The sequence below is a fragment of the Frankia sp. CcI49 genome, assembly GCF_001983215.1.
In the GTDB taxonomy this organism is placed as follows: Bacteria; Actinomycetota; Actinomycetes; order Frankiales; family Frankiaceae; genus Parafrankia; species Parafrankia irregularis.
Map to the genome: position 1 here is coordinate 19,464 of NZ_MOWP01000010.1, position 23,843 is coordinate 43,306.

20 protein-coding genes are annotated in these 23,843 nt (G+C 70.6%); 10 read left to right on the plus strand and 10 right to left on the minus strand.

Translation table 11 applies throughout. The features are described from left to right. Nucleotides 1–208 precede the first annotated feature (208 nt). From CcI49_RS10360 to CcI49_RS10370, 3 genes are all read left to right on the plus strand, one after another. On the plus strand, nucleotides 209–655 hold the full coding sequence (locus CcI49_RS10360; protein ID WP_241839986.1) for an OB-fold domain-containing protein: 447 nt from the start codon (nucleotides 209–211) through the stop codon (nucleotides 653–655). Then, the gene (locus CcI49_RS10365; protein ID WP_076826001.1) at nucleotides 652–1,848 is read left to right on the plus strand and encodes a thiolase family protein; all 1,197 of its coding nucleotides are present in this window, start codon (nucleotides 652–654) and stop codon (nucleotides 1,846–1,848) included. Before CcI49_RS10360 ends, CcI49_RS10365 begins: the two co-directional genes overlap by 4 nt. Before the next feature lie 138 nt (nucleotides 1,849–1,986). Beyond that, nucleotides 1,987–2,820 carry an SDR family oxidoreductase gene (locus CcI49_RS10370; protein WP_076826003.1) on the plus strand — a complete coding sequence of 278 codons (834 nt, stop codon included), beginning with the start codon at nucleotides 1,987–1,989 and terminating at the stop codon, nucleotides 2,818–2,820. Nucleotides 2,821–2,949: 129 nt separating this feature from the next. Here the strand turns inward: CcI49_RS10370 and CcI49_RS10375 are convergent, their stop codons facing one another. Further along, on the minus strand, nucleotides 2,950–3,615 hold the full coding sequence (locus CcI49_RS10375) for a cutinase family protein (RefSeq protein WP_054570926.1): 666 nt from the start codon (nucleotides 3,613–3,615) through the stop codon (nucleotides 2,950–2,952). Nucleotides 3,616–4,197: 582 nt separating this feature from the next. On the opposite strand from CcI49_RS10375, the gene CcI49_RS10380 reads away from it, so the two are divergent. Both CcI49_RS10380 and CcI49_RS10385 read left to right on the plus strand, forming a co-directional pair. Continuing rightward, on the plus strand, nucleotides 4,198–4,716 hold the full coding sequence (locus CcI49_RS10380) for a SigE family RNA polymerase sigma factor (protein ID WP_054570927.1): 519 nt from the start codon (nucleotides 4,198–4,200) through the stop codon (nucleotides 4,714–4,716). Next, nucleotides 4,713–5,828: a hypothetical protein gene (locus CcI49_RS10385; protein ID WP_054570928.1), complete on the plus strand. Its 1,116-nt coding sequence runs from the start codon at nucleotides 4,713–4,715 to the stop codon at nucleotides 5,826–5,828. Before CcI49_RS10380 ends, CcI49_RS10385 begins: the two co-directional genes overlap by 4 nt. A 170-nt stretch (nucleotides 5,829–5,998) precedes the next feature. On the opposite strand, the gene CcI49_RS10390 is transcribed toward CcI49_RS10385, so the two are convergent. The 4 genes from CcI49_RS10390 to CcI49_RS10405 all read right to left on the minus strand — a co-directional run bounded on the left by CcI49_RS10390 (nucleotide 5,999) and on the right by CcI49_RS10405 (nucleotide 11,725). Then, nucleotides 5,999–7,144 (minus strand): MaoC family dehydratase, encoded by a 1,146-nt coding sequence (locus tag CcI49_RS10390; RefSeq protein ID WP_241839987.1) that lies wholly within the window; start codon nucleotides 7,142–7,144, stop codon nucleotides 5,999–6,001. Next, nucleotides 7,141–8,394, minus strand: a complete 1,254-nt coding sequence (locus tag CcI49_RS10395; protein WP_054571007.1) for a CoA transferase — start codon at nucleotides 8,392–8,394, stop codon at nucleotides 7,141–7,143. The genes CcI49_RS10390 and CcI49_RS10395 overlap by 4 nt, the downstream gene beginning before the upstream one ends. 325 nt (nucleotides 8,395–8,719) lie before the next feature. Further along, entirely contained in the window at nucleotides 8,720–10,309 is a 1,590-nt protein-coding gene (locus CcI49_RS10400; RefSeq protein WP_076826005.1) for an MFS transporter, read from the minus strand. 306 nt (nucleotides 10,310–10,615) lie between these two features. Further along, entirely contained in the window at nucleotides 10,616–11,725 is a 1,110-nt protein-coding gene (locus tag CcI49_RS10405) for an ABC transporter substrate-binding protein (RefSeq protein ID WP_076826008.1), read from the minus strand. Nucleotides 11,726–12,036: 311 nt separating this feature from the next. On the opposite strand from CcI49_RS10405, the gene CcI49_RS10410 reads away from it, so the two are divergent. The 3 genes from CcI49_RS10410 (at nucleotide 12,037) to CcI49_RS10420 (ending at nucleotide 16,424) form a co-directional block, all read left to right on the plus strand. Continuing rightward, nucleotides 12,037–13,086, plus strand: coding sequence for an XdhC/CoxI family protein (locus tag CcI49_RS10410; RefSeq protein WP_076826036.1), 1,050 nt, complete (start codon nucleotides 12,037–12,039; stop codon nucleotides 13,084–13,086). Nucleotides 13,087–13,618: 532 nt separating this feature from the next. Then, nucleotides 13,619–14,827 (plus strand): ABC transporter substrate-binding protein, encoded by a 1,209-nt coding sequence (locus CcI49_RS10415; protein WP_054570931.1) that lies wholly within the window; start codon nucleotides 13,619–13,621, stop codon nucleotides 14,825–14,827. 175 nt (nucleotides 14,828–15,002) lie between these two features. Next, nucleotides 15,003–16,424, plus strand: a complete 1,422-nt coding sequence (locus CcI49_RS10420; protein WP_076826011.1) for an MDR family MFS transporter — start codon at nucleotides 15,003–15,005, stop codon at nucleotides 16,422–16,424. A gap of 59 nt (nucleotides 16,425–16,483) precedes the next feature. Here the strand turns inward: CcI49_RS10420 and CcI49_RS10425 are convergent, their stop codons facing one another. Next, nucleotides 16,484–17,044 carry a TetR/AcrR family transcriptional regulator gene (locus CcI49_RS10425; protein ID WP_054570933.1) on the minus strand — a complete coding sequence of 187 codons (561 nt, stop codon included), beginning with the start codon at nucleotides 17,042–17,044 and terminating at the stop codon, nucleotides 16,484–16,486. A gap of 785 nt (nucleotides 17,045–17,829) precedes the next feature. Here CcI49_RS10425 and CcI49_RS10435 point away from each other — a divergent pair. Then, nucleotides 17,830–19,551 carry a metallophosphoesterase gene (locus tag CcI49_RS10435; RefSeq protein WP_076826014.1) on the plus strand — a complete coding sequence of 574 codons (1,722 nt, stop codon included), beginning with the start codon at nucleotides 17,830–17,832 and terminating at the stop codon, nucleotides 19,549–19,551. A 207-nt stretch (nucleotides 19,552–19,758) separates the two neighbouring features. Here the strand turns inward: CcI49_RS10435 and CcI49_RS10440 are convergent, their stop codons facing one another. The 3 genes from CcI49_RS10440 to CcI49_RS10450 form a co-directional block, all read right to left on the minus strand. Beyond that, on the minus strand, nucleotides 19,759–20,559 hold the full coding sequence (locus CcI49_RS10440) for a sterol desaturase family protein (RefSeq protein WP_158230743.1): 801 nt from the start codon (nucleotides 20,557–20,559) through the stop codon (nucleotides 19,759–19,761). A 241-nt stretch (nucleotides 20,560–20,800) separates the two neighbouring features. After that, nucleotides 20,801–21,007 carry a hypothetical protein gene (locus CcI49_RS10445; protein ID WP_054570936.1) on the minus strand — a complete coding sequence of 69 codons (207 nt, stop codon included), beginning with the start codon at nucleotides 21,005–21,007 and terminating at the stop codon, nucleotides 20,801–20,803. 43 nt (nucleotides 21,008–21,050) lie between these two features. Then, nucleotides 21,051–21,260 (minus strand): hypothetical protein, encoded by a 210-nt coding sequence (locus CcI49_RS10450; protein ID WP_054570937.1) that lies wholly within the window; start codon nucleotides 21,258–21,260, stop codon nucleotides 21,051–21,053. A 331-nt stretch (nucleotides 21,261–21,591) separates the two neighbouring features. Between CcI49_RS10450 and CcI49_RS10455 the strand changes: the two genes are divergently transcribed. Beyond that, nucleotides 21,592–22,596, plus strand: a complete 1,005-nt coding sequence (locus tag CcI49_RS10455) for an LLM class F420-dependent oxidoreductase (protein WP_198955494.1) — start codon at nucleotides 21,592–21,594, stop codon at nucleotides 22,594–22,596. A gap of 128 nt (nucleotides 22,597–22,724) precedes the next feature. Here CcI49_RS10455 and CcI49_RS10460 read toward each other — a convergent pair whose 3' ends face one another. Further along, nucleotides 22,725–23,717, minus strand: a complete 993-nt coding sequence (locus tag CcI49_RS10460) for an AsnC family transcriptional regulator (protein ID WP_076826019.1) — start codon at nucleotides 23,715–23,717, stop codon at nucleotides 22,725–22,727. Nucleotides 23,718–23,843: the final 126 nt, after the last annotated feature.

Consider the following 23,843-nt stretch of genomic DNA (forward strand, 5'->3'; position numbering starts at 1 on the left):
CGGTGCGGGCCGTGACCTCGGCACTTGCCGGCGTCAGTCGCGGAATGTCGGCCCGCACGGCCGAGCTTGCGTGGCAGAATAGCGGAGTGAGCGTACACTTTTTAATGGTTCGAGGGGAAGCTCGGCCAGACCCGTCGACGGGTCTGGCGCCTGCATCGGCCCCGGGTTCGGCCCCCGCGCCCGCGTCGGCCAGAGCGGGGCGCTCCGCGTGACGGCGCCGGTCGGCACGGTCGGCATCCCGCCGGCGGTGACGGAGGAGACCGAGCCGTTCTGGACCGCCGCCGCGGAAGGCCGCCTCCTCGTCGAGCACTGCGGCGCCTGCGGCGCCGAGTCGTTCCCGCCCTACGGGATCTGCCGGGCCTGCCGCCACCGGCCGGTCGAGTTCGTGGAGATCACCGAGCGGGGCCGGGTCTACAGCTTCACCGTGAACCACCAGCGCTGGCTGCCCGGCCTGGAGGTGCCCTACGCGATCGTCCTCGTTGAGTTCCCGGGCCATCCGGGAGTGCGGGTCGCCGGCCGGCTGCGCGGCTGCGCCCCCGAGGAGGTGGCCATCGGCGCCGAGGTCGAGGTCGGCTTCGAACCGGGYCCGGGCGGCTACGCCGTCCCCAGCTTCGTCGCGGTTGCGGCCGCGGCAGAACCAGGTGCGGCGTCATGACCGGCACCACCGGCACCGACCACTTCGAGCGACGGGCCGTCATCTCCGGGATCGGGCAGTCCGCTGTCGGGCGGCGCATCGACCGGTCCGGCTTCCAGCTCACCCTCGACGCGGTGCTCGCGGCGATCGCCGACGCCGGGCTGACCGTCGACGACATCGACGGGCTCGCCATGTTCCCCGGCGGAGGCAAGGCCAACCTGCCCGGCTACGCGAACGGCAACCTGTACGAGATCCAGGACGCGCTGCGCATCACGACATCCTGGCGGCAGGGCCAGGTCGAGGGCATGAGCCTGCCGTTCTACGGCCCGGCGCAGGCCGTCGCCACCGGGCAGGCCAGGCATGTCGTCATCTGGCGGACGGTGAAGGAGGGCAGCGCGGCCCGCAACGCCGGCGGCCGGCCCGCCTACGGCTCGATCCATCCGGCGGCCGAGGGCCCGCTCGCCTGGCTGCTGCCGATCGGCGCGCTCTCCCCGGTGTGCCAGGTCGCCCCGTACGCCACCCGCTACATGCACGACTACGGCGTGACCCGCGAGCAGCTCGCCTGGATACCGGTGACCCAGCGGGCGCACGCGGCCCTCAACCCGGACGCCGTCTACCGCGACCCGCTCACCGTGGACGACTACCTGGCCTCCCGCATGATCTCCACGCCGATCTGCCTGTACGACTGCGACGTGYCCGTCGACGGCGCGACCGCGATCGTCATCTCCGCCTCGGACGCCGCCGCGGACCTGCGGGCACCCGTCGCCATCGAGGCGATGGCCGGGGTGGTGGACGGACGTCCGTCCTGGGAGCAGTGGGAGGACATGAGCCGGGTCGGCTACGCCACCGCGGCGGCGCTGTGGAACCGGACGAGCCTGCGCCCGGCCGACGTCGACGTCGCCCAGCTCTACGACGGCTTCATGATCGAGGCTGTGTGGTGGCTGGAGGCCATGGGGTTCTGCGGCACCGGCGAGGCCGGCGCCTTCGTCGAGGGCGGGAAGCGGATCGGGCTCGGCGGTGAGCTGCCGCTCAACACCTGGGGCGGGCAGCTTTCCGGCGGGCGGCTGCACGCGTCCTTCGGGCACACGGCGGAGGCCGTCCGCCAGCTGCGGGGTGAGGCGGGCGCCCGGCAGGTCGCCGGTGCCGAGGTGGCCGCGGTGACCAACGTGGGCGGCTTCGAGGCAGGCGCGGCCCTGCTGACCCGCTGGCGCTAGCCGACGAGCAGGTCGCCGGCGAAGAGGCAGCTGACGAGGGGACAACCGGCGGGCAGGTAGCCGGCGAACAGGCGGTTGGCGAACGAGCTGTACCGACACAGACCGGGTAAGAGGCCGGGCGAGAGCAAGGAGACGGCGATGCCACGTGGAACTGGACGGGTCGAGGGAAAGGTCGCCATCGTCACGGGCGCCGGCTCCACGCCGGGTCCCGGGATGGGGACCGGCAAGGCCAGCGCGGTGGTGCTCGCCCGGGAAGGCGCGAGTGTCCTGCTCGTCGACCTGCACCCCGAGCGGGCCGAGGAGACGTTACAGATGATCGAGGACGAGGGCGGCAAGGCCAAGGTCTTCGGCGCCGACGTGACCAGCGCGGCCGACTGCGAGGCGATGGTCGACGCCGCCGTCGACACGTTCGGCACGGTGGACATCCTCGTCAACAACATCGGCCTGGCCTCGGTCGGGACCGTCGTCGACACCACCGAACAGGCGTGGGACCGCAGCCTCAACCTGAACCTGCGCACGGTCTTCCTCGCGTCGAAGTACGCGGTGCCGGTGATGGCCGCGAAAGGCGCCGGTTCGATCGTCAACATCTCGTCGATCTCCGCGCTGCGCGGCGACGGCACCATCGCCTACTCCGCCGCCAAGGGCGCGATCCTCGCGATGACGGTCGACATGGCCTACTCCCACGGCCGGGACGGAATCCGGGTGAACGCGATCGCGCCCGGCCACATCACCACTCCGATGGTCAACTCGGTGTCGGGCCAGGACGCGATGGCCGACTTCCGCAACCGGCTCCGTAACGAGGCGGGCCTGCTGGGCACGCCCGGCACCGGCTGGGACGTCGGCTGGGCGGTCGGCTACCTCGCCTCCGACGAGGCGCGCTGGGTGACCGGCGTGACGCTGCCGGTGGATTCCGGCGTTCTCAGCGTCACCCCGCTGATGATGGCCCCGCACCTGCGCGGCGTGCAGGAATAAACACCGCAACACCGCGCAGTACGGAGTTTGTTTTTCGTGAATGTCGGGGCCGGTGGCTTCCAAACCCGGTCTGGTGCCGGACCGGCCTGGCCTCGGCCCCGACATTCACCACTTGCTCGGCCTGGGCGGTCAGCCCAGTGCACGCACCTTGGCCGCGGCGAACGCGGCGCCGCTGGTCGTGCTGCCGTCATACCCGTAGGTGAGATGCGCCAGCGTGTTGTACCCGGCCGCGCAGACCGGGTCACCGAGGTTGCAGTATTCCTTGGCCTTCGAGCCGTAGAGCGCGCTGGCGGTGGGAATGTGCTGGCCGTACAGCGCGAGCGGGTTGCCGAACACGACCACCGCGGCGACCCGCGGCGCGAGGTTCGTCGGGATGGTCTCACCGGTGCCGAGCAGGGTCGGGATGCCGATCGAGATGTCGGTGACGCTCGCACCCTGGGAGTACCCGCCGAGCACGAACTTCGTGTTCGGGCAGGACGCGGCCACCGACTTCACGTGCCGGGTCATGTCGGTGGCGCCGGGGCCGGCGGAGGTCTGGGCGAGGTCGGCGGCGTAGTTGACGGCGTAGGAGCTGACCGACTTCCCGGTCAGGTTCGTCTTCAGGGAGTTGACGAACGGGGTGCCCGTGATTCCCAGGCCGGCCAGCTCGCCGCTGCCGCGGGCGAAGACGATGTCGACGTCGGAACAGGTCGCCGCGCCTGCGGGTTCCGCGGCGATTCCGATGCCCAGTGAGCCGGCGACCGCCACCATGGCCAGCGCCAGGGTCCGCTTTTTCCGGGAACGCGAGAGCTGCATAGCTTCTCTTTCCTCGGGAATCCGTCGACTTTTTGACGGAGATTCCCAGTCGTGCCCCCACGACTAATTACCTTGCGCTCCCGAAACTAGCTTTCGCCCCGGTGGTGGATCAAGCCGCCCTCATAGGGGTTCACCCTTAGGTGCCAGCGACATCACCGAGCGACATCACCGAGCGGGTTCGTCGGCTACCCGTGCCGGCTACCCGTGCCGGTTGCCCGTGCCGGCTACCCGTGCCGGTTGCCCGTGCCGGTTGCCCGTGCCGGCTACCCGTGCCGGTTGCCTGACCCCGCCATCGCCCGGCACCGGCAATTCCCTCAAGAGGTGCAAGAAGGGCCAAGTTTCACTTGTCGATCCGCAAGAAGTGAGGATTCTGGTCGTTGGAACGACCGAAATCGTTCGTTCTTGCGGCTCGCCAAACCGGTCTGGCGGGCTCGCGGAGGTCCGACGGTTGCTGGCACGACGTGCTGGGTGGCGAAGATCCGTTCGGGTGCTGCACCGGAACCGGAAACCTGACCGTACCTGTCAACCTGTGCGCTCGCTGTGGCGTTCAGAAGGGGCAGGGACACGGAGAGGACATATCGGGTGCAGGCACGGGATGAACGTGCGTTCGAGGAGTTCGTCGCGCGCACGGGTGACCGGCTGCTGCGCTGCGCCTTCCTGCTGGTCGGGGAGCGCGCCGCGGCGGAGGACCTCGTCCAGGGGGCGTTGGAGCGCACCTATCGGCACTGGCCGCGGGTTTCGGTCGGTCAGCCGGAGGCTTATGTGCGTAGGGCGCTGGTCAACGCCGCCGCGAGCCGATGGCGAAGTAACCGGATCAGAGAGGTCCCGCTGGGACCACATGACGTGGTCGGCCCGCCGGACCACGCGGATCATCTCCTGGCCCGCGACGAACTGATCCGCGCGCTCATGACCCTGCCGGCCCGGCAGCGGGCGGTGCTCGTCCTGCGGTATTTCGACGATCTGCCGGAGGCGGAGGTCGCGGCCGCCCTGGGGTGCAGCATCGGCTCGGTCAAGACCCATGCCTCGCGCGGGCTCGCCCGGCTGCGGGCCAGCACCGAACTCGTCGACCGTTCCCTACCGATGACGGGGAGGAATCCGTGAGCATCGACCTCGAACTGGGACTACGCGAGGCCATGCGGGGCGCGACCGAGCCGCTCACAGCCGGGCCCGACCTGGCCCAGGCCGCCCGCGAACGGTTTCGCCGACGCCGCCGCAACCGGCGGGCCGTCCTCGGCGCGGCGATGGCAGTGCTGGTGGCGGTGTTCTCCACCGGCCTCGTCGTGGCCCGGTCAGGTTCCGACGCCGTCGAGATCAGACCRGCCGGGCCGTCACCCGCCGTCACCAGCCCGTCCCCCGCGCCGATTACGGATCCCCTCGGGTTGCTCTCCACCCGTGACGTCGGTGGTGTCGACATCACCTGGCTGCCCGCTGGAGTGGTCCCGGGCCGCGGGGCGAGGTCGGGGTGGGGTGAAAAGCAGGCAAGAACTTCCCGCTTCGATTACCCCGGTGCCGTCGACGGGCAGCGAGGCTTCGTCGCCGTCACTACGGAATGGAACCCGGAACTGACCTTCGACGAAGTCGAGATCCGGATGCGTGCGCAGCAGCGCCGGTTCGAGCGGGTGACGGTCAGGGGCCGGCCCGCGCTGCTCACCCACCAGAATGACCCCGCGCTGCTCACTCAACTGGATGTCAAGGAGGTGTTCAGCCTCGTCTGGATCGAACAGGACGGTCTCTGCCTCGAGGTCGCCGCGAGGGCTCCGGCCACTGAGAGCGACATACGTCGGGTCGCCGACGGGCTCGTTGTCGGGTCGCCGCCGCGAACAGATCCAGCCGACGACCGGGCCATCCGCGCGGTGGTGGCCCAGGCGTTCAGCACGACGACTCCGCCGGACCGGGTGCTCGCGGCGGTCGAGAACGGCGCGGACCTCGCGTCGGGCCTGGCGCTGTACCGCTCGCAGCATCCCGGGCTGGCACGCACGCTGCGGGTGGCGGTGAACGTGGTGGACGCGGTGGTCATGGTGCCCGGCCGCGCCGGGGCGACGATCACACTCACCTTCACCGATCCGACCGTGCGGATGCCCGACGCCCTCGGGGGCCCTGAGGGGCCGACGACCCGCGACACCATGGTCATGCTGGTCCGAACCGGGAAGGGCTGGCAGGTCGGCCGGGACAGCTTCTGCGCGCTTCTCCAGGGGGTGTGCCCGGCCGGCTGAGCGGAAGGCCAGGCAGCTGCGGGCCGCCGCCGGGACTGGCATTGCTACCGGACAGGAGTGGAGGATTCCGGTCGCGAGAACGACCGGAATCCTCCACTCTTCGGGCCAGCCGCCAGCGGTGCCGTCACCGCGGCGCCGACGGCTGGCCAGGGCTGATCGGGGGCCGGGCGTCAGGGGAGGACGGCCACGAACCGCCAGTCGAGGACGTCCCGGCCGCTCCCGCCGGCAGCACCGGCGTCGCCAACAGCACCGGCGTCGCCGGTGGGGGCGGTGTCGGCGCGTACCCGTGAGCGCAGGCTGACCAGGCCGCCGCCGGCGGCGAGCGGGGTCAGGTCCTCCACCGTGATCTCGCTGCGCAGGGTGTCGCCCTCGTGGACGGGGCCCACGTGGTCGCAACCGTGCCAGCCGGCGACCGTGACCAGCGTCGGCAGTGCCCGGGTGACCTGCGCGAACGCCAGGCCGATGGTGTGGCCGCCGTAGACCAGCCGACGTCCGCCGCCGGCCGCGGCGTCGTGGTGGACCTGCGCGATGTTGAGGGTGAGGCGGGCGAGCTCAGGGGCGTTCGACACGACGTCGCCGCCGCCGACCTGCCAGCTCTGCCCGGCCTTGAGGTCGGTGAAGCGGACGCCTTCGGTCGCGGCGGCGAAGCGGGTGAGGTCCCAGCCGTCGACGACCGCGGCGAGGTCCGCCGGGTCCGGCTGGGCGCCGACCGCGTCGACGTCGTCGCGATGCCCGGTGGCCCGGTCGGGATCACGCAGCGGCAGCATCGCGCACCGCCAGAAGTCCAGGACAGGGCGCCCGTGCTGGTCGACGGTGGTGATCCGCAGCACGGCGAGCCCGGTGGGCCGCCGGCCCGGGCGCACGCTGTTCTGCCGCAGCGCGACGACCTCGGTGGACGTCCGCAGTGTGTCACCGAGTTCGGGGGTGCGGCGGAAGACGAGCCCCCGGTAGAACAGGTTGGCCTTCACATGGTGGGTGACGACCGTCGACTGCCCGATGGCGACGTCCCAGACGACGTTCGGCGGGGCGAGCGCGGTGCCGCCGGTCACCTCGGTGTAGAGCGCGTGGTCGAGCGCGAGGGGGAGCCGGCCGCCGACGATGGCGCGGTGGACGTCGACCAGGCCCGGCGTGAGCGTCACCCCGGGCGCGGAGCGGAACGTCTGGCCGACGGTCAGCTCGTCGAAGTACGGCCCCTCGGCGACCTCCCCGATCGTTTCGATCGTTTCGACCGCGCTGCCAGCACCGACCGCGCTGCCAGCACCGACCGCGCTGCCAGCACCGACCGCGCTGCCAGCACCGACCGCACCGACCGTCATTCCGCCGCTCCTGACGTTCCCGTTGCCCCGGCGGCGATCACACCGCTGTCGACGAGGCGGCCGATCTCCGCGTCGCTGAGCCCGAGCACGTCACTGAGCACGGACGCGGTGTGCTGGCCGAGCCGCGGCGCGTCGCCGGGAGCACCGTACTCGCCGTCCCACCGCATCGGCGAGCGCGCCGTGATCGACGTGACCGGCCCACGGGACGGATCACTGGCGGGCAACTCGACGTCCGCCAGCACGGCGAGCGGGTTCGCGGCGTGCGCGGCGACGACGTCCGACATGCCCTGGTAGCGGCTCCACAGCACGCGGGCGGCGTCGAGCTCGCCCGCGACCTGCGCGTATTCACGGGCGGCGAACCAGGGGCGCAGCACCGCGGCGATGGTCTCACGCAGGCGGTACCGGTCGGCCTCGAAGTTCAGGTCGGCGTCCAGCGCGGTCTCCAGCGCGCCGAACACCTCGCCGGTCTTGGTGACCGAGCACAGCGCCGCCCACTGGCCCTCGGTGAGCGCGACGACCATCACCCGGATGCCGTCGCTGCAGGTGAAGTCGACGCCGAAGCTGCCGTAGACGTGGTTGCCGTGCCGTGGCCGCTCCCCGCCGCGGGCGGCGGCCTCGGACAGCCAGCCCATGTTCGCGACGCCGGCCAGTGCCACGTCGGAGAGCGCGAGCTCGATGAACGCTCCGGCGCCGGTGCGGTCGCGGTCGCGTAGCGCGGCGAGGACGGCGGTCGAGACGCTCAGGCCGGTGATGTAGTCCCAGGCGGGCAACACGTGGTTGACCGGCGCGCCGCCCTCCTCCCGCCCGGTGATGCCGGGCAGGCCGACCTCGGCGTTGACGGTGTAGTCGACGGCCGGCCGGCCGTCGGGGTAGCCCTGGACCCGCACGTGGATCAGGTCCGCCCGGCGGGCGGCGAGGACGTCGTTGGCCATCCAGCGGCGCCCGACCACGTTGTCGACGAGGATGCCCTGCTCCGGCCCGGGTGCGGTGATCAGCGCCGTGACCAGCTCCTTGCCCTCGGCGGCGCGCAGGTTGATGGCGGCCGAGCGCTTGGCCTTGTTGAGGGACGTCCAGTAGTAGCTCTCACCGGTCGGGGCCACCGGCCAGCGCTGGAAGTCGCTGCCGCCGCCGATCGGGTCGATCCTGATCACGTCGGCGCCGAGCTGGGCCAGGGTCATCCCACCGGTCGGCCCGGCTACGAAGCTCGCGCATTCCACGACCCGCAGGCCGGCGAGTGGCTGCCTGATCATGCGGACCACCCGCGGGTCACCAGGTGCGTCCACGAGTTGTCGGGCACGAGCGGGGTCGTGCCTGGGCTGGCTTCCACGTGCATGCGGGCACCGCCGTCCTGTTCGAGGGAACTGCCGGCCGGACCCGGTCGAGGCACGTTGCCTGCGGTGACGGATGGGACAGAGCGGCAGCTTTGTAGCACGGGAGCTTTGTATCAGAATTCATCTCTCGGAATAATTCTTTTCGAGTGATCCCTTTGGCGTGGGCTGGATCGTCCGCTGCGAAGCCGAAACGCGCGAAGCCGCGGCCCGGGAGGAGCCGCGGCTTCGCGCCGTAGGTCTGCGGTCAGGAGGAGGCGGCGGCGCGGCTCGGCTCGGTCGTGGCCGACACGCCGACCCGGCGCTGGCTGGGAACCGCGTTCTCGGTGGTCGCGACAGCCGCGGTGATCCCGGCCGGCCCGCTGGCCTCGACGGCCCGGACGGCCCCGGCAGCCTGGGACCTGCGGCCGGGGATGGCGAGGGCGAGCAGGCACGCAGCCAGTGCGGCACCCGCACCGATGACGAAGCCGACCCGCATGCCGGTGAGGGAGGGCACCGCGCTCGACCCGAAGGCGACGGTCATGTTCGCCAGCACCACGCCGATCACCGCGCTCGCGGTGGACGTCCCGATCGACCGCATCAGGGTGTTGAGGCCGTTCGCCGCGGCACCCTCGGACGCCGGAACCGAGCTCATGATGAGTGCCGGCATCGCCGCGTAGGCGAACCCGACGCCCAGGCTGATCACGGCGGAGACGATGAGGAGGCCCCACGGAGCACTCATCAGGCCCTGCGCGATGACGTACCCGACGGTCATGATGCCCGCGCCGGTGACCAGGGAGACCTTGGGCCCGCGAGCCGCGATCAGCCGGCCGGCGAACGGCGAGGCGGCCATCATGACCAGGCCGCCGGGGGCCATCCACAGCCCGGTCTCGATCAGCGACTGCCCGAGGCCGTGCCCGGTCGCCTTCGGCAGTTGCAGCAGCTGCGGCGCGATCAGCGACATGGCGTACATCGCGAAGCCGAGCACCATGGAGGCGATGTTCGTGAGCAGCACCGGCCGCTTGCTGGACGTCCGCAGGTCGACCAGCGGGGCCGGGATGCGGGTCTCCCACCAGCCCCAGGCCAGCAGGACGATGACGGCCCCGCCGAACAGCCCCAGCGTGGTGGCGCTCGACCAGCCCCACGCGGAGCCCTTCGACACCGCGAGCAGGAGGGCGGCCAGGCCGGCGGAGAGCGTCACCGCGCCGGGCAYGTCGAAGCTGCCTTCACCCCGCACCGGGGATTCGGGGACCACGACCGCGACGAGCGCGATGATCAGTACGGTTGCCGCCAGCGAGCCCCAGAACAGCACGTGCCAGTCGAAGTTCTGCGCCACGATCGCCGCGATGGGAAGGCCCAGCGCGCCACCGATGCCCAGGGACGAGCTCATCAGCGCCATGGCGGGGATGAGCCGCTTCGCGGGCAGCAGGTCGCGCATGATGCTGATGCCCAGCGGAATGATCGCCAGGCCCAGGCCCTGCAGGGCACGCCCGGCGATGACGGGCACCAGAGAGCTGCTCAGCGCACAGATCAGCGAGCCGCCGGCCAGGAAGTAGCCGGAGACGAGCAGCATGCGCCGCTTGCCGAAGAGGTCGCCCAGCCGCCCGTACACGGGGTTGGCGACGGCGCCGGTCAGCAGGGTGGCCGTGATGGTCCAGGAGGCGTCCGCCGCACTGGTGCCCAGCAGGCGTGGCATCACCGGGAGCAGCGGCACCATGAGCGTCTGCATCAGGGCGACGATCACGCCGCTGACGGCGAGGACGGCGACGATCGCGTTGGCGCGGGATGGGTCCTCGGCGACCCCGGAGCCCTTCGGGGGAACCGGCCCGGACCGGCCGGAGACTTCGTTGGACACCATATGCACCCCACAGATAGCTGTACCGTACAACTATGTGTATCACGCACATCGAACGAATGTCCGTGTACGACGTGAGGGTTCTTGGTCACACTTCGGCGCCTGGACGGGACGGACGGGCGCCGCCGCGGTGTGGCGCGGCGCGTTCCGGCGAGGCTCGAGCGCGGTCCGGCGAGGCCGAAAACGATCGATGCTGGCCTGGTGCCTGGTGCCTGGTGCCTGGTGCCTGGTCGGCCGGGTGGCGGCTGGTCAAACCGCCGCCCGGCCTTGCACACCGCCCTCAGGCGGTGCCTGGGATCAGGGTCCGGATCAGGGCTCGGTCGGGCTGAGGATCCCGTCGACCTCGGCGTCCGTGAGCTTGTAGTCGTAGAAGGTGGTGTAGAATTCCTTGACCTCCTTCTCGATGTCCACGTCGGCGAACTTGTCGGGGTGCAGGGTCTTGGCGACCCACAGCGGCTGCAGCGCGGACTCGGCGCTGCGTGCCGACCAGACGAACACACCGCGCGGGTTGGTGATCACGTGGTGGTTTCTGACCGCGGCGACCTCCGCGAAGCGGTCGTCCTTGAGAATCTCCTCGCAGGTCGTGTGGTCCCGGCAGAAGATGTAGTCCGGGTTCCAGGCGACCACGGCCTCGAGCGTCACGGGCTTCGCGGTGCCGGAGACCGAACCGCCCTCGGTGACGGCCACGCCGCCGCCCTGCCGCGCCCAGACCTCGGCGATCGTCTTGCTGCCGTCGGTGCTCAGCGGGTTGTCCGCCGTGTAGTAGATCTTCGGGCGCTCCGCGTCGGTGAGGCCCTTCGTGCCCTCCGCGGCGCGCGAGATCGTGCCGTCGTAGAACTCGGTGAACTTCTTCGCCCGGGCCGGCGCGTCCCCGCCGAGCACGTCGGCGATGAAGGTGACGCCTTCCTTCAGCTTGTCGGAGTTCGGGAAGCTGGCGACGTCCACGGCCGGGATGCCCAGGTCGGTGATCGTCTTGCGGAGCGTGTCGTTGCCTGCGGTCAGCAGCACCAGGTCCGGCTTCTGCGCGAGCAGGACCTCGGTGTTCACGGTGGTGGTGTCCGTGCCGAAGACGGCGGTCTTCTGCGCGAGCGGCGGATAGATCTTCTTGAACAGCGGGAGGGTCGTCAGGTTGGTCTGGGTCACGCCGACCTGTCGCTCGATCGCGCCGAGCAGGAAGATGATCTGTGTGACGGCCGGGTAGTTCGTCACGACCCGCATCGGGCGCGACGGCACCACGACCTTGTTGCCCGACATGTCGGTGACGGTGCGGGTCGTCGGCGCGGCCTGGGTCGCCGCCGGGGCGTCCTTGGTGCTGCCGGTGGTGTCGTCGCCACAGGCGGTCAGGGTGGTGAGAAGGGCCAGCAGCACCGCCGCCAGGAGAGCGGTCAGGCGGCGTTGTTGGAAGCGAGTTTCTGACATCTGGTGATCGCAGTCCTCGGATTGGTTCTTCAAGTGGGTTCCTCAACTGGCCCGCGGTAGGCCGGGGACGTCCACCGCGAGCCGCCGGAGCGCAGGCCGTGGCAACGGACCTCCGCGCTGCGGATGGTTCGACCGCCGTCGGCGGCGACACTGCCGCTCGGCACCTCGACCCGGCCTGACCAGGGCTCCGTCGAGCTGCCACGTCCGCAGGTGCGGATCGACAGCGCGAATATAGACCGAATATGCGGTACTAGACTCACTGTTTGCTTCAGATCTGCGCCTTCGTTGTGGCATGGAGGGTTGTCGTGCTGATGCATGATCTGGTTCAGGTGCTCGCCGGGGGCTGCGAGGCGAGTGACGTCGTCCTCGCCCGCCCCGTCGCCGCTCGCGGGATCGGTGTCCGCACCGAGGGTGAGACGCTGGCCGTCACGGCCGACGGAACTGTTCTCGGGGAGCTGCTGGGGGGTGCGATCGACGGTCCGGTCCGTGGCGCGGCCGCCGACCTGATCGCCTCGGCGGACACCGCTCGCGTGGTACCGATGCACCTCCCCCATGGCGACGCGCGCGAGGCGGGGCTCAGCTGCGGCGGGCACGTCGACGTGCTGTTGCAGCGTGCCTCGGCGCTTCCCGCCGCCGCGGTCGAGCGGTTGCGGGCGGGATGTCTGGTCGCTCTCGTCACGGACCTCGTCAGCGGGCGGTCGCGCGCCGTCGAACCAGGCCAGCCCGTTCGGACGTCGACGTCAGCGTCGCCGGCTGCGGCTGCGGCTGCGGGTGCGGCGTCGGTGGCTGTGCCGGCGCAGGCGCAGTCACCGGACGAGGAGGGCGGGTTCGCCGACACGGTGCGCCGCCTTCTCCTCGCCGGCCGGACGGCGGCGGCCGTCGAGGGGGCGACCGTGGTCGAGCTGTTCGTCCCGACCACCCACCTGGTACTGCTCGGCGCCGGCACGCTGGCCGAGGCCATCGCCGCGCAGGCACGGCTGCTGGGGTGGCGGGCGACGACGGTCGGGGTGGCCTCCACCGGGGTCGGCGCGGTGGAGCGGCTGGGCCCCTCCGGTGGCCTGGTGGCGTTCGCGCACGACGCCGCGGTGGACGATCCGGTGCTGATCGCGGCGCTGCGCGCGGGCGTCGGCTATGTGGGCGCCCTCGGCAGCCGCCGGACGCACGCCCTGCGTCTGGAGCGGCTGCGCGCGGCTGGCGTCGGCGACGGCGATCTGGCGCGGATCCACGGCCCGGTCGGGCTCGACCTCGGCGCCCGCACCGTCACGGAGATAGCCCTTGCGATCAGCGCCGAGGCACTTGCGGTCCTTACCCGGCGCGCTCCGACGCCGCTGCGGGACGGAGCCGGCCCCATCCACCGGTGACGCCCAACCGCGGTTCCGCGGAGCCGGTGTCGGGTGGCGGTTCCGCAGGGATACGGAACTGTCTTGATCCGGAACTGTGCTGGTCCGGATATCGAATTCATGGTCGGCCAGCCGGCAACATGGGCGTTCGCGACTGCCCGAATTGGTGCGCACGCTGGCCTCGGCCCGAATTTTGGCGATTGCCATAGATCCCTCGGCCTGAATTTTGGCGATTGCCCTAGATCGTGTACTGCCGAGTAAGGTTGTCGGCCGTCGCCGGGAGTACGGGGAACTATCCGTTCTGGCGCGGCTAAGGGCCGCCCAGGAGGTTCCGGGGGGTGCGCAGCCCCGCCGCAGGCGAGGATCGTGTCATCGCGTCGTCGCAGGTAGCGCACCATGTGCAGCCCTGGATCGGACGCACTACTATCTCCCGAAACAACGGAAGTATTTGAAGTATTACGGTTGGTGCTGTGGGGTCCCGGGTGGTGTGCGGGGCTCGATTCAGCCCGCGGCGTCCAGGACGGCGTCGTCCGTGTACCCAAAGGGGGATCTCGTGCGCAGGCACCGAATTGTCGGACGGTTAGGCCTGGCGGCCGCAATCATCGCGGCTGCCGCGACCAGCTGCTCCACATCCGGGTCCGCAGCGGAGGCGAACGGCGCCTGCGACACTCCGGGCATCAGCACCGACCAGGTCAAACTCGGCCTCGTCTTCTCCAGCACGGGCACCGGGAGCGAGGCGCTCGCCTCGGCCCGCTCCGGGTTCGACGCCAGGATCGGGCTGGCCAACGCGAACGGTGGTGTCCACGGGCGCGAAGTCACCTACGTCTGGCGGGACGACGAGAGCACCGGTGCGGTGAACGAGCAGGCGACCGTCGACCTCGTCCACCAGGAGTCCGTCTTCGGGCTGGTGATGGTGACGTCGTCGAACGGCCAGTCACCGGAGACCCTGCAGAAGGAAGGCGTGCCGGTCGTCGGCCTGGCGCAGCCGGACTACGGGAAGTACTCGAACTGGTTCACGGACCTCTACGACCCCTCGCCGGCGACCGTGGCCCGCTACATGCTGGCCCGCGGTGGGACGAAGCTCGCGATCGTGACGACCGGCTCCTCGGACTACGTCATGGGATTCGCCCACAAGTACGGAGCGGAATTCCAGCAGGTCGGGCTTCCCACGGTCGAGGTGATTCCGTTCGAGGCGAGCACCGACAGCCCGAGCCGCATCGCGAAGCGGATCGCCGCGAGCGGCGCGGACGCACTGATCGGCTTCACCACCCTGGACGACTTCGCGCAGATCTCGGCGGCGGTGACGGCAGCCGATGTGTCGCTGAAGGTCAGCGTGTCCCTGAGCGGATATGACCGCAGCACGCTCAGCCGGCTGGGGCAGCAGCTCGTCGGCGTGTCCTTCCCGGTCTATTTCCACCCCTTCGAGGGCGGCGGCGAGGCGATCGACCGATACCACCAGGCGATGAGCCAGTACGCGCCGGAAACCGCACAACCCGAACAGCAGTTCGCGGTGTACGCGTACATCTATGCCGATATGTTCCTGCGCGGGCTGGAGCTTGCCGGCGAGTGCCCGACCCGGGAAGGCTTCATCAGCGCGTTGCGCGCGGTGAAGGACTTCGACGCGAGCGGCCTGATCGAGCCGGTCGATCTCAGCACGAACCAGACGACTCCGCTGCGGTGCAACGCGTTCGTGCAGATCGACCCGACCGGCGCGGCGTTCCAGGTCGTCCAGCCGCGGCTGTGCGTGGACGGAACGACCTGACCGGCTGACCCCGGGCCCCAGGGCGGCGTCGGGCTGCGTCCACGGTTGACGGAACTGGGTGGGTGCCCACATAGTGAGGAGTCCTCACTATGTGGGTCCATTCAACGCTGGGCCCAGCTGTCGACGCCGCCGCCCGAGCCTGCTCGTGGTGGGTGGCGAGCCGGAAGGAGCCCGTATGGGCGATACGCGCCGCCGTGGACCCGACCAGCGGGTGGTCGTCGCCGCACTCTTCGTCGCAACGATGTTCATCACGATCATGGACACCACGATCGTGAACGTGGCGCTTCCGTCGATCGCACGTGATCTCGGTGTCGCGCCCGACTCGATCGACGAGATCGTGGTCAGCTATCTGGTCAGCCTGGCGGTGGTGATCCCCGCCTCGGGCTGGCTGGCGGACAGGTTCGGCACCCGGCCGGTGTTCCTCGCCGCGCTCGCGATCTTCACCGCGGCCTCCGCGCTGTGCGGCCTGGCTGAGAGCGTCCCGGAGCTGGTCGGGTTCCGCATCCTGCAGGGAGTCGGCGGCGGGCTGCTCACCCCGGTCGGCATGGCCATGCTCTTCGGCGTGTTCCCGCCGGCGGAGCGCGCGCGTGCCGCGCGCATTCTCGTCGTGCCCACGGTCATCGCGCCCGCGGTCGGGCCGATCCTGGGCGGGGTGCTGACCGACCAGGCCTCCTGGCACTGGGTGTTCCTGGTCAACATCCCGATCGGGATCGTCGCGTTCGTCTTCGGCGCCCTCTTCCTCGCCGATCACCGGCGGCCGTCCACCGGCGCCTTCGACGTGGTCGGCTTCGTGCTCTCCGCCGGCGGGTTCGCGCTGATCCTCTACGCGCTGTCGGTCGGGCCCACCAGGGGCTGGGCCTCGCCGCTCATCCTCACCACCGCCGGCATCGGGATCGTCGCGACCGCTGCCACCRTGTGGTGGGAGCTGCGATGCGCCCATCCGCTGCTGGTGCTCCGCCTGTTCGGGAACGCGCTGTTCCGCAACGTCAGCCTCACCCTGGGCGCGATGTTCATGGCGTTCATGGCCGTGCTGTTCCTGATCCCGCTGCTCATGCAGACGGTGCGGGGCGCCAGCGCGACGACGTCCGGGCTCGTCATCTTTCCCGAGGCCATCGGAGTGCTGGTCGCGAGCCAGATCTCCGGGCGTCTCTACCCGACGGTGGGCCCGCGCCGGCTGATGATGGGTGGCCTGGCCGTCATCGCCCTGTCGACCCTGGGCCTCGGGCTGCTGGACGTCGACGCCTCGCTCTGGGTGTTCCGCGTGGTCCTGTTCGTGTTCGGTTTCGGGGCCGGCCTCGTGATGACCCCGGCGCAGGCGGCTGCCTTCGCCACGATCTCCCGCGTGGACAACGCGCAGGCCTCGGCATTGTTCAACGCACTGCGCCAGCTGGCCGCCGCGGTGGGCGTCGCGCTGGTCACGACCGCGCTCAGCCTCGCCAGGCCCGGCGAGACGGGTGGCTCGGCCGCGGGTGGCCTCGGTGGCACCTTCCAGTGGGGGTTCTACGTCGCCGCGGCGGTCGCCGCGCTCGGGATCGTGGTCGCCGCCCGCGTCCGCGACGCCGACGCCGTCGCCACCATGGGCCGCCCCGCCGCCTGACTACCCGGGCGGCCTGGTACCTGGGCCGCTCGGCACCTGAGCACCCGGGCGGTGGTGGCTCAGACTCCGGCGATCTGGTGCAGGCCGGCCCGGACGCGCTGCAGCGACATCTCACGAGCCGTCATCAGATAGTCGACGACGTCGGCGCGCAGCGCGGTGAACAGGACGTGGGCCAGGTAGTCCGCGTCCTCCTCGGGGCGGGCGGCGGCGATCCGCCTGGTCAGCTCGGCGATCCAGTACCGGCTGGAGGCGTTGGCGTAGTAGGCGTTGGGGCCACGGTGCTCGAGAGCCCGGATGAGGGCACGATTGGCCACCACGAAATCCAGCAGCGCGTCGAGGTAGGAGCGCATCGCGTCGGCGGGTGAAGCGCCAGGCCCGAGTGGGGGCGGGCCGTGTTCGACGCACTGGCTCAGGGCGTTGACGCGCGGCTGCAGAACTGCTTCGATCAACGCCGTACGGTCGCCGAAGCGCCGGAACACGGTGCCCTTGCCGACACCAGCCGCCTCGGCGATGTCGCTCATGGACACTGTCTCGGTGCCCTCGCGGTCGAACAGGTCCGCCGCCGCGGCCAGGATCGCGGCGCGGTTCCGCGCGGCATCGACGCGCTCCTGCGCGACCAAACCCACGCACCTCCCTCGGCCGGCCCGGCTTCCCGAGGCAGTCACCCGACTCGTACGGTAGCGGTTGCCACCCGCCCCGGGCTCGCTCCGGCGTGGTTGTGATGCGCAGCGCTGCCCCGCGTCAGGATTCCGGCTCGGAAATCCTCGGGGCCTCCTCGCTCGCCACGTCGACGAGGTTGCGGTCCTGCGGCAAATCGGTGCCCTCCGGGTGGGCGAAGAGTTCCGCCAGGTCGCCCCGGCGCCGCCACCCGCGCGGACTCACCGGGCCGAGGACAGCCGCTGGTCGGCCGGCCACGGTGATGGCCAGCGGTGGCACTTGCGCTACGTGTGGGCGGGTCGTCACCGAGGCGGCCCGGTCGTCCCTGATCACGGCGAAGTGGTGCGACCTCTTCTCGGCGGCGAGCTGTTCCGGGTCCGGCCCCGTTCCAGGGTGCTGTGAAGCTCCGTAGTTCCTTCCAGGGTGGAGAGTTCTCGGCTTCGTTCAGGGTGTGGAACCATGTTTGTGAAAGGTGGATTCAGGTCGGTTGGCGAAGAGGTTTCCCGTCGAACTGGCGGAGTTTTGGGGAGGGAATTTCGGATGTTCGTCCCTGCCGCTTCAAATCGCCTGTTCGGGCAGTTGGTGGGCCTGTGGGGCGGCGGTACTCCCACACGGTTGTAGATTTATCGGCGGACCGGGCATCGAACTGGAGTCTCACAGCTTCGACTGTTTCTGTTTACCGAGTCTTTGGCCTCCGGTAATCCCGCCGTCCGATTTTTCGCGGGAATGGCGTCCTACGTTCTAAGTCATGCCTGTGAGTCCTTCTGGTGAAGTGGTTGCATCGGGTGTCCCGGCGAATCTCGCCGAGGATATGACCATCGCCGAGCAGCATGAGTGGCTGCAGACCTACCTCCGTCGCCGCCCGGTCAGCCGCCGCGGCCTGCTGCTCGGCGGCCTGGCGGGCGCCGGGGCGGCCAGCCTGCTCGGCACCCCGTTCGGACGGGCCGCCTACGCGGCGACGAACACCGACAGCCCCCTGGTCATCGGCGGCCGGCACACCGCCTTCGGCGCGGACCCGTCCGCACAGCTACGCCTCGCGGCGCAGCTCTCCCGCAACCCGGGCCGCGGCCGGATCCTCGTCGACATCGGCACCGACCGCCGCCTCGGGCACACCACCGAGGCCGAGATCCGCCCGCTGCTCTCCCAGGTGCCGCAGCTGGACGGCTCGATCTTCTCCGTCGAGCAGTACTACGTCCACGCCGCGTTCGACCGGCTGAGCCCGGGCCGCGAGTACTACTACCGCTTCCGGGTTCCGGGCGGGGCGGCGACGGCGGTGCAGTCCGTCCGCACCGGCCACCGCAAGGGCCGTGGCGGCGGCTCGTTCCGCTTCACGATGATGGGCGACCATGGCTCGAACATCGCGCCCGCCGGTGACCCGGCCGGCCTGTTCACCGACAACTACTACGCGGCGGCCAACGACCCGACCACCCCGCACGCCACGAACATCACCACCGCCATCGCGCGCCAGGACCCGGTGTTCCACCTGCTCGCCGGCGACATCTGCTACGCCGACCCGTCCGGCGCCGGCCGGCCGCCGGTGCACACCACCGTCGCGGGCACCGTACCGGCGGGCTACGACAACTTCGACCCGACCGTCTGGGACGTCTACCTGGCCGGCATCGAGGTGAGCAGCGCCCGCACCCCGTGGATGTTCGCCACCGGCAACCACGACATGGAGGCGCTCTACTCGTCGCACGGCTACGGCGGCCACCTCGCCCGCCTCGACCTGCCGAACGGCGGCCCCAAGGGCTGCCCGAGCGTGTACTCGTTCGTCTACGGCAACGTCGCGGTCCTCTCCCTCGACGCGAACGACGTCAGCTATGAGATCAGGACGAACACCGGCTACTCGGGCGGCGCGCAGACGTCCTGGGTCGAGCGGACGCTGAAGGCCTACCGCAACGACCCGGACATCGACTTCATCGTCTGCTTCTTCCACCACTGCGCCTACTCGACGACGCTTCAGCACGCCAGCGACGGCGGCGTCCGCACGGCATGGTCCCCGCTGTTCGACAAGTACTCCGTCGACCTCGTGATGCAGGGGCACAACCACCTGTACGAGCGCACCGACCCGATCCGCGCCGCCGCCCCGACCCGGGAGGCGCCCGACGGCTCCACGATCGAGCCGGCCAAGGACGGCACCACCTACATCACCGCCGGCAGCGCCGGGCGCCCCCGCTACGCGTTCCAGGCCGGTGAGCCCGAGTCCTACCGCGGGCACATCGTCGCGGGCTCGAACGTCGTCCCGAACAGCTACGCCTGGCAGTCCGACGGCACGAAGCTGACCGAGTCCATCAGCTGGTCGCGGACCAGGTTCGACAACTACGCCTTCGTKGCCATCGAGTCGGACCCGGGCCGGCCGGGCGGCACCTCGACGCTGACCGTGCGCGGCATCGACGAGTACAGCAAGGAGTTCGACCGGGTCGTCCTGCGCCGCTCGGTCCCGCGTGCCGGGCACTCGGGCCAGCACTGACCTGGGCTGACACCGACCTGGGCTGACACCGACCTGGGCTGACACCGACCTGGGTCAATTCTGACCTGGGCCGACACTGCCCTGATCCAGCACTGACCTGCCGCAGGCCCACCGACCCGGCACGGGTGGCCCGTCCGTCGACGATGACGGACGGGCCACCCGTGCACGGGGCGTCCGGCGCGTTTCCCGCACCCGCGCCGACCGGTGTCAACGTCCCCGGAAAGGAGCGGCGAGCTGGCCGATCCAGTCGGCGGGGAGCTCCCGGCCGATGCCGTAGCGGGTGGGCATCGTGCGCGGGAGATGGGCGGTGCGGAAAAGCCAGTCCCAGATGGACAGCACCGCGCCGTAGTTGCGGTTCACGGCCGCGGGCTCGTCGGCGTGATGCCAGTGGTGGAAGGCAGGAGTCACGAACACGGCGCTGAGCGGCCGAAGCGTGATCCGGGTGTTCGCGTGCGCAAGGAACGGAAAGTAGAACTGGAATACCAGGAAGGCCGCCGAGAACTTCAGGTCGAAGCCGATCGCATACACGGGAACGACCGTCACGACCAGATTGATGATCTGGTCGAGTGGGTGGCCCCGGCTGGTGGAGAGCCAGTCCAGGCTGGTGCTTGAGTGGTGCACCGAGTGCAGCCGCCACAACAGCGGGATCTCGTGGAGGGCACGGTGGCCCGCGTAGTTCGCCAGGTCGGCGAGAAGGACCAGGACGACGAACTGGACCCAGCCCGGCCGGCTGAGCACATAGTCGCGCAGGGCCGGCGGGACGGCCGCGTGCAGTGCCGGCGCGATCAGGTTGAGCGTCAGCACCGCGACGATCGTTATCGGCAGGCGGTTGGCGAAGCTGTGCACCACGTCGACGAGCCAGTCCCCGCGTAATGGCCGGCGCACCAGCGGGAYGAACTGTTCGAGCGGGATGAAGAGCAGTGCGCAGATCACGAAGCCGACCAGCAGCTGGGGTCGTTCCAGCACCCCGGCGAGGACCGCGATGGCGGTGACTCCTACCGCTGCCACCTGTGTCAGCCGCCCCCGCCCGGCGCGGGGCTCCCGGGCCGGTGTGACCGGCCCGGGAGACGAGACGGAAGGGTCTGGGCCGGGGAATGCCGGAACGGATGATGCAGTCGACATCGTCGTCCTTTCAGCGAGCCTTTTCCGCCTCACGTTTGTCGAGCGCTGTAAACCGCAGGCCGGAACCGACGATGGAAAAGGCTCAGTTCTTCGGCATGCCCGCCCGTCACCGCGGGATGCGGTGCGCCTATTTGAGGACGATCACGATCGGGCCGCCCTTGATCGGGCCACCGACGCCGCCGCCGATCGGAATCACACCGGCGTCGGAGGTCGCGCCGCTGAACCAGCTGGTGTGGGACACCGAGAGCGCACCGCCGGCCAGACCGGCGGCCAGGGCCGCGACCAGGATCGCGCGGCCGGCGGAACGCTGCAGGAACGTGTGGGCAGTCGCCATTTCAATTCCTCTCTCGAAGAGCGTGTGTCGTCGGGTGCGTGGGTCAGTCAGCGGGCCGGATGATGATCGGGCCGGTCTTGAGCGTGCCGCCGTTGCCAATCCCGATCCGCACGAGTCCGGCGTCGGAGGTCGCGCCGTCGAACCAGCCCGGGTGCGACGCGGACAGCGCTCCGCCGGCAATGCCGGCCGCGAGGGCGGCGATGAGGACAGCGCGGCCGGTGGAGCGCTGCAGGAATGTGTGGACCGCCGTCATGTGAATCCCCTTTCGCCTGCGGAGCGAGACGCCGGGAGTAGTTTCGCGGGCGCCCGCGCCGACTGAGAACATCCCGTGGCCGGGCGGCCATGGGGACTTTGCGGCCGGTCAGCACGGTAATCCGTTCCGGCTCGGATGAAGGCTAGGCTGCGATGCTTTCCGCGTACAGGCGGAAGTGCGGTTGCCGGATACCCGGAAATCAGGATGCGGGTAGGCCGGTCACGTGACGGGGGGCCCGCGCGATGCGAGTATGTCCCGACGCGGCGGTGGCACCGGCGGCACAGGGGCACGGGGCCCCGCCCTGGGCGCGAGGCGTGGCTAGGAGCGGAGCATGCAGGCAGGTGACCTTCCCGACGGCGGAGCGGCCCCGGTCGTGACCGAGCGATGGGGGATGACGATCCCGCTGCCGGACAGCCCGCTGCCGGACCTGCCGGCGCTGTGCACCCGGCTCGCCGACGCCGGCTACACCGATGTCTGGTCGTCGGAGGCGACAGCGGGGGACGGCATCATCCCGCTGGCGCTGGCCGCCGCCGAACCGCGCCTACGCCTGGGCAGCGCGATCCTGCCGGTCTACACCCGCGGCCCGGCACTGCTGGCCCAGACCGCCGCGACGCTCGCCGCGGCCGCACCCGGCCGGTTCGTGCTGGGCCTCGGCACCTCCTCCAACGTGATCGTGTCGAACTGGAACTCCATCCCCTTCACGAAGCCGTACCAGCGGGTTCTGGACACCGTCCGGTTCCTGCGCGCCGCCTTCGCCGGCGAGAAGGTCGACGAGGAGTTCCCGTCGTTCACGATCCGCGGGTTCCGGCTCGGGATCACTCCGCCGGCACCGCCGAAGATCATGGTGGCGGCGCTGCGCCCGCGGATGCTGGAGCTCGCCGGCCGCGAGGCGGACGGGGTCATCCTCAACTGGCTCTCGCCGCAGGACTGCGACACCGTCCTGCCACACGTGCACAAGCATCGCCCGGACGCCGAGGTGGTCGCCCGGATCTTCGTCCACGTGCACGACGGTGACCCGGCGCAGGCCCGGGCCCGGCTGCGGCCGTTGATCGCGGCGTATCTCACGGTGCCGGTGTACCGGCAGTTCCACGTCTGGCTGGGCCGCGAGCAGGCGCTCGCCGGCATGTGGCAGGCGTGGGAGGCCGGTGACCGCCGCGCCGCGCTGACCGCGATCCCGGACGAGGTGGTGGACGATCTGATCGTGCACGGGACGGTCGAGCAGTGCCGGGCCCGCCTGCGGCGCTACGTCGAGCATGGTGTGACCACGCCCGTCCTCGCGCTGACGAACACCGGCCCGAACCTTCCGGACGTCATGTCCGCCCTCGCCGCACGCTGACATCCGCACGCCGACATCCGCGTGCTGCCGACATCCGCGTACTGCCGACATCCGCGTACTGCCGACATCCGCGTGCTGCCGACATCCGCGTGCTGCCGACGGACCGCAGGTGACATCCACCCGCCGTTCTACTCGGGGACGAGCATCACCTCGCGTTTGACGGTGCGGACGACCGGGGCGGTCTCCACGTCGCGAACGGTGGGCAGTGCGCCGATGCGCTGGGTGAGGTAGCGGAACAGGTCGGCGCCGTCCTCGCATACGGCCACCGCCACGAGGTTGGTGGGCCCGGTCGTCGCGGCGGCGAAGACGATCTCCGGATGGCTGGCCATCGCCGTCCCGACGGAGATCAGGTCCGCAGGTGCGACGGACAGCCACATCCGGGCCGCCACGTGTGGCCCGATGATGTCGAAGGAGACGTCCACGTCGAAGTACAGGGCGCCGAGCGCGCGCAGCGTCTCCAGCCGGCGCCGAACCGACGACTCCGAGCGGCGCAGCGCGGTCGCGAGCTCCGCGTGGGAACGACGGCCGTCGAGGGCGAGGGCCGTGATGAGCTCACGGTCCTCCGGTTCGAGCACGGAGCCGCCGGTTTCGGCGGGCTCGTTCGTCGCGGCGACGAGCAGCGCGACCTGCTGGTCGCTCAGGACCCCCAGGCGCACCCACTCGCKGCCGCCGGCATAGCCGGCCATCGCGCCCGCGAAGTAGTGGATCACCTGCTGGGCGGTGATCGACTGGACCTGCGCGGTGCGCGGCAGTTTGTGCAACAGCAGCGCGTTGTGCTCCTCGGCCGTCCAGGACCGGATGTTGCAGGAGATCTCGGTGCCGGCGGAGAGCAGGTGCACCCAGGACGTGTCGGATCTGCGGGCCAGCGCGTCCGCGACCGCCCGGGCCGCGTCCGGGACGGAGCGTAGCCGGATCATCCAGTGGCCGTGCCCGAACTGGTGGGTGTTGGGTACGCCGAAGACCCGCAGCGCACCCGCGGCGACCATCCGCCGGTAGCGCCGGGCGACGGTCTGGTCGGCGACGCCCAGCGCCGCGCCCACCCGGCTGAAGGGTGCCCGCCCGTCGATCTGCAGTGCCTGCACGATCTGGCGATCGAGCTCGTCGAAGATTGCGGATGTCACCGCTGAAGGCTACTGCGATGTCGAGATCCAGCGAATCCAGAGGTCGTCGGGTCGAGTGGTGTGCCCCCTGCCGGATCGTGGACCGACCGCCGGTCATCCCCGGCGCCGCAACGACGAGTCGCGACG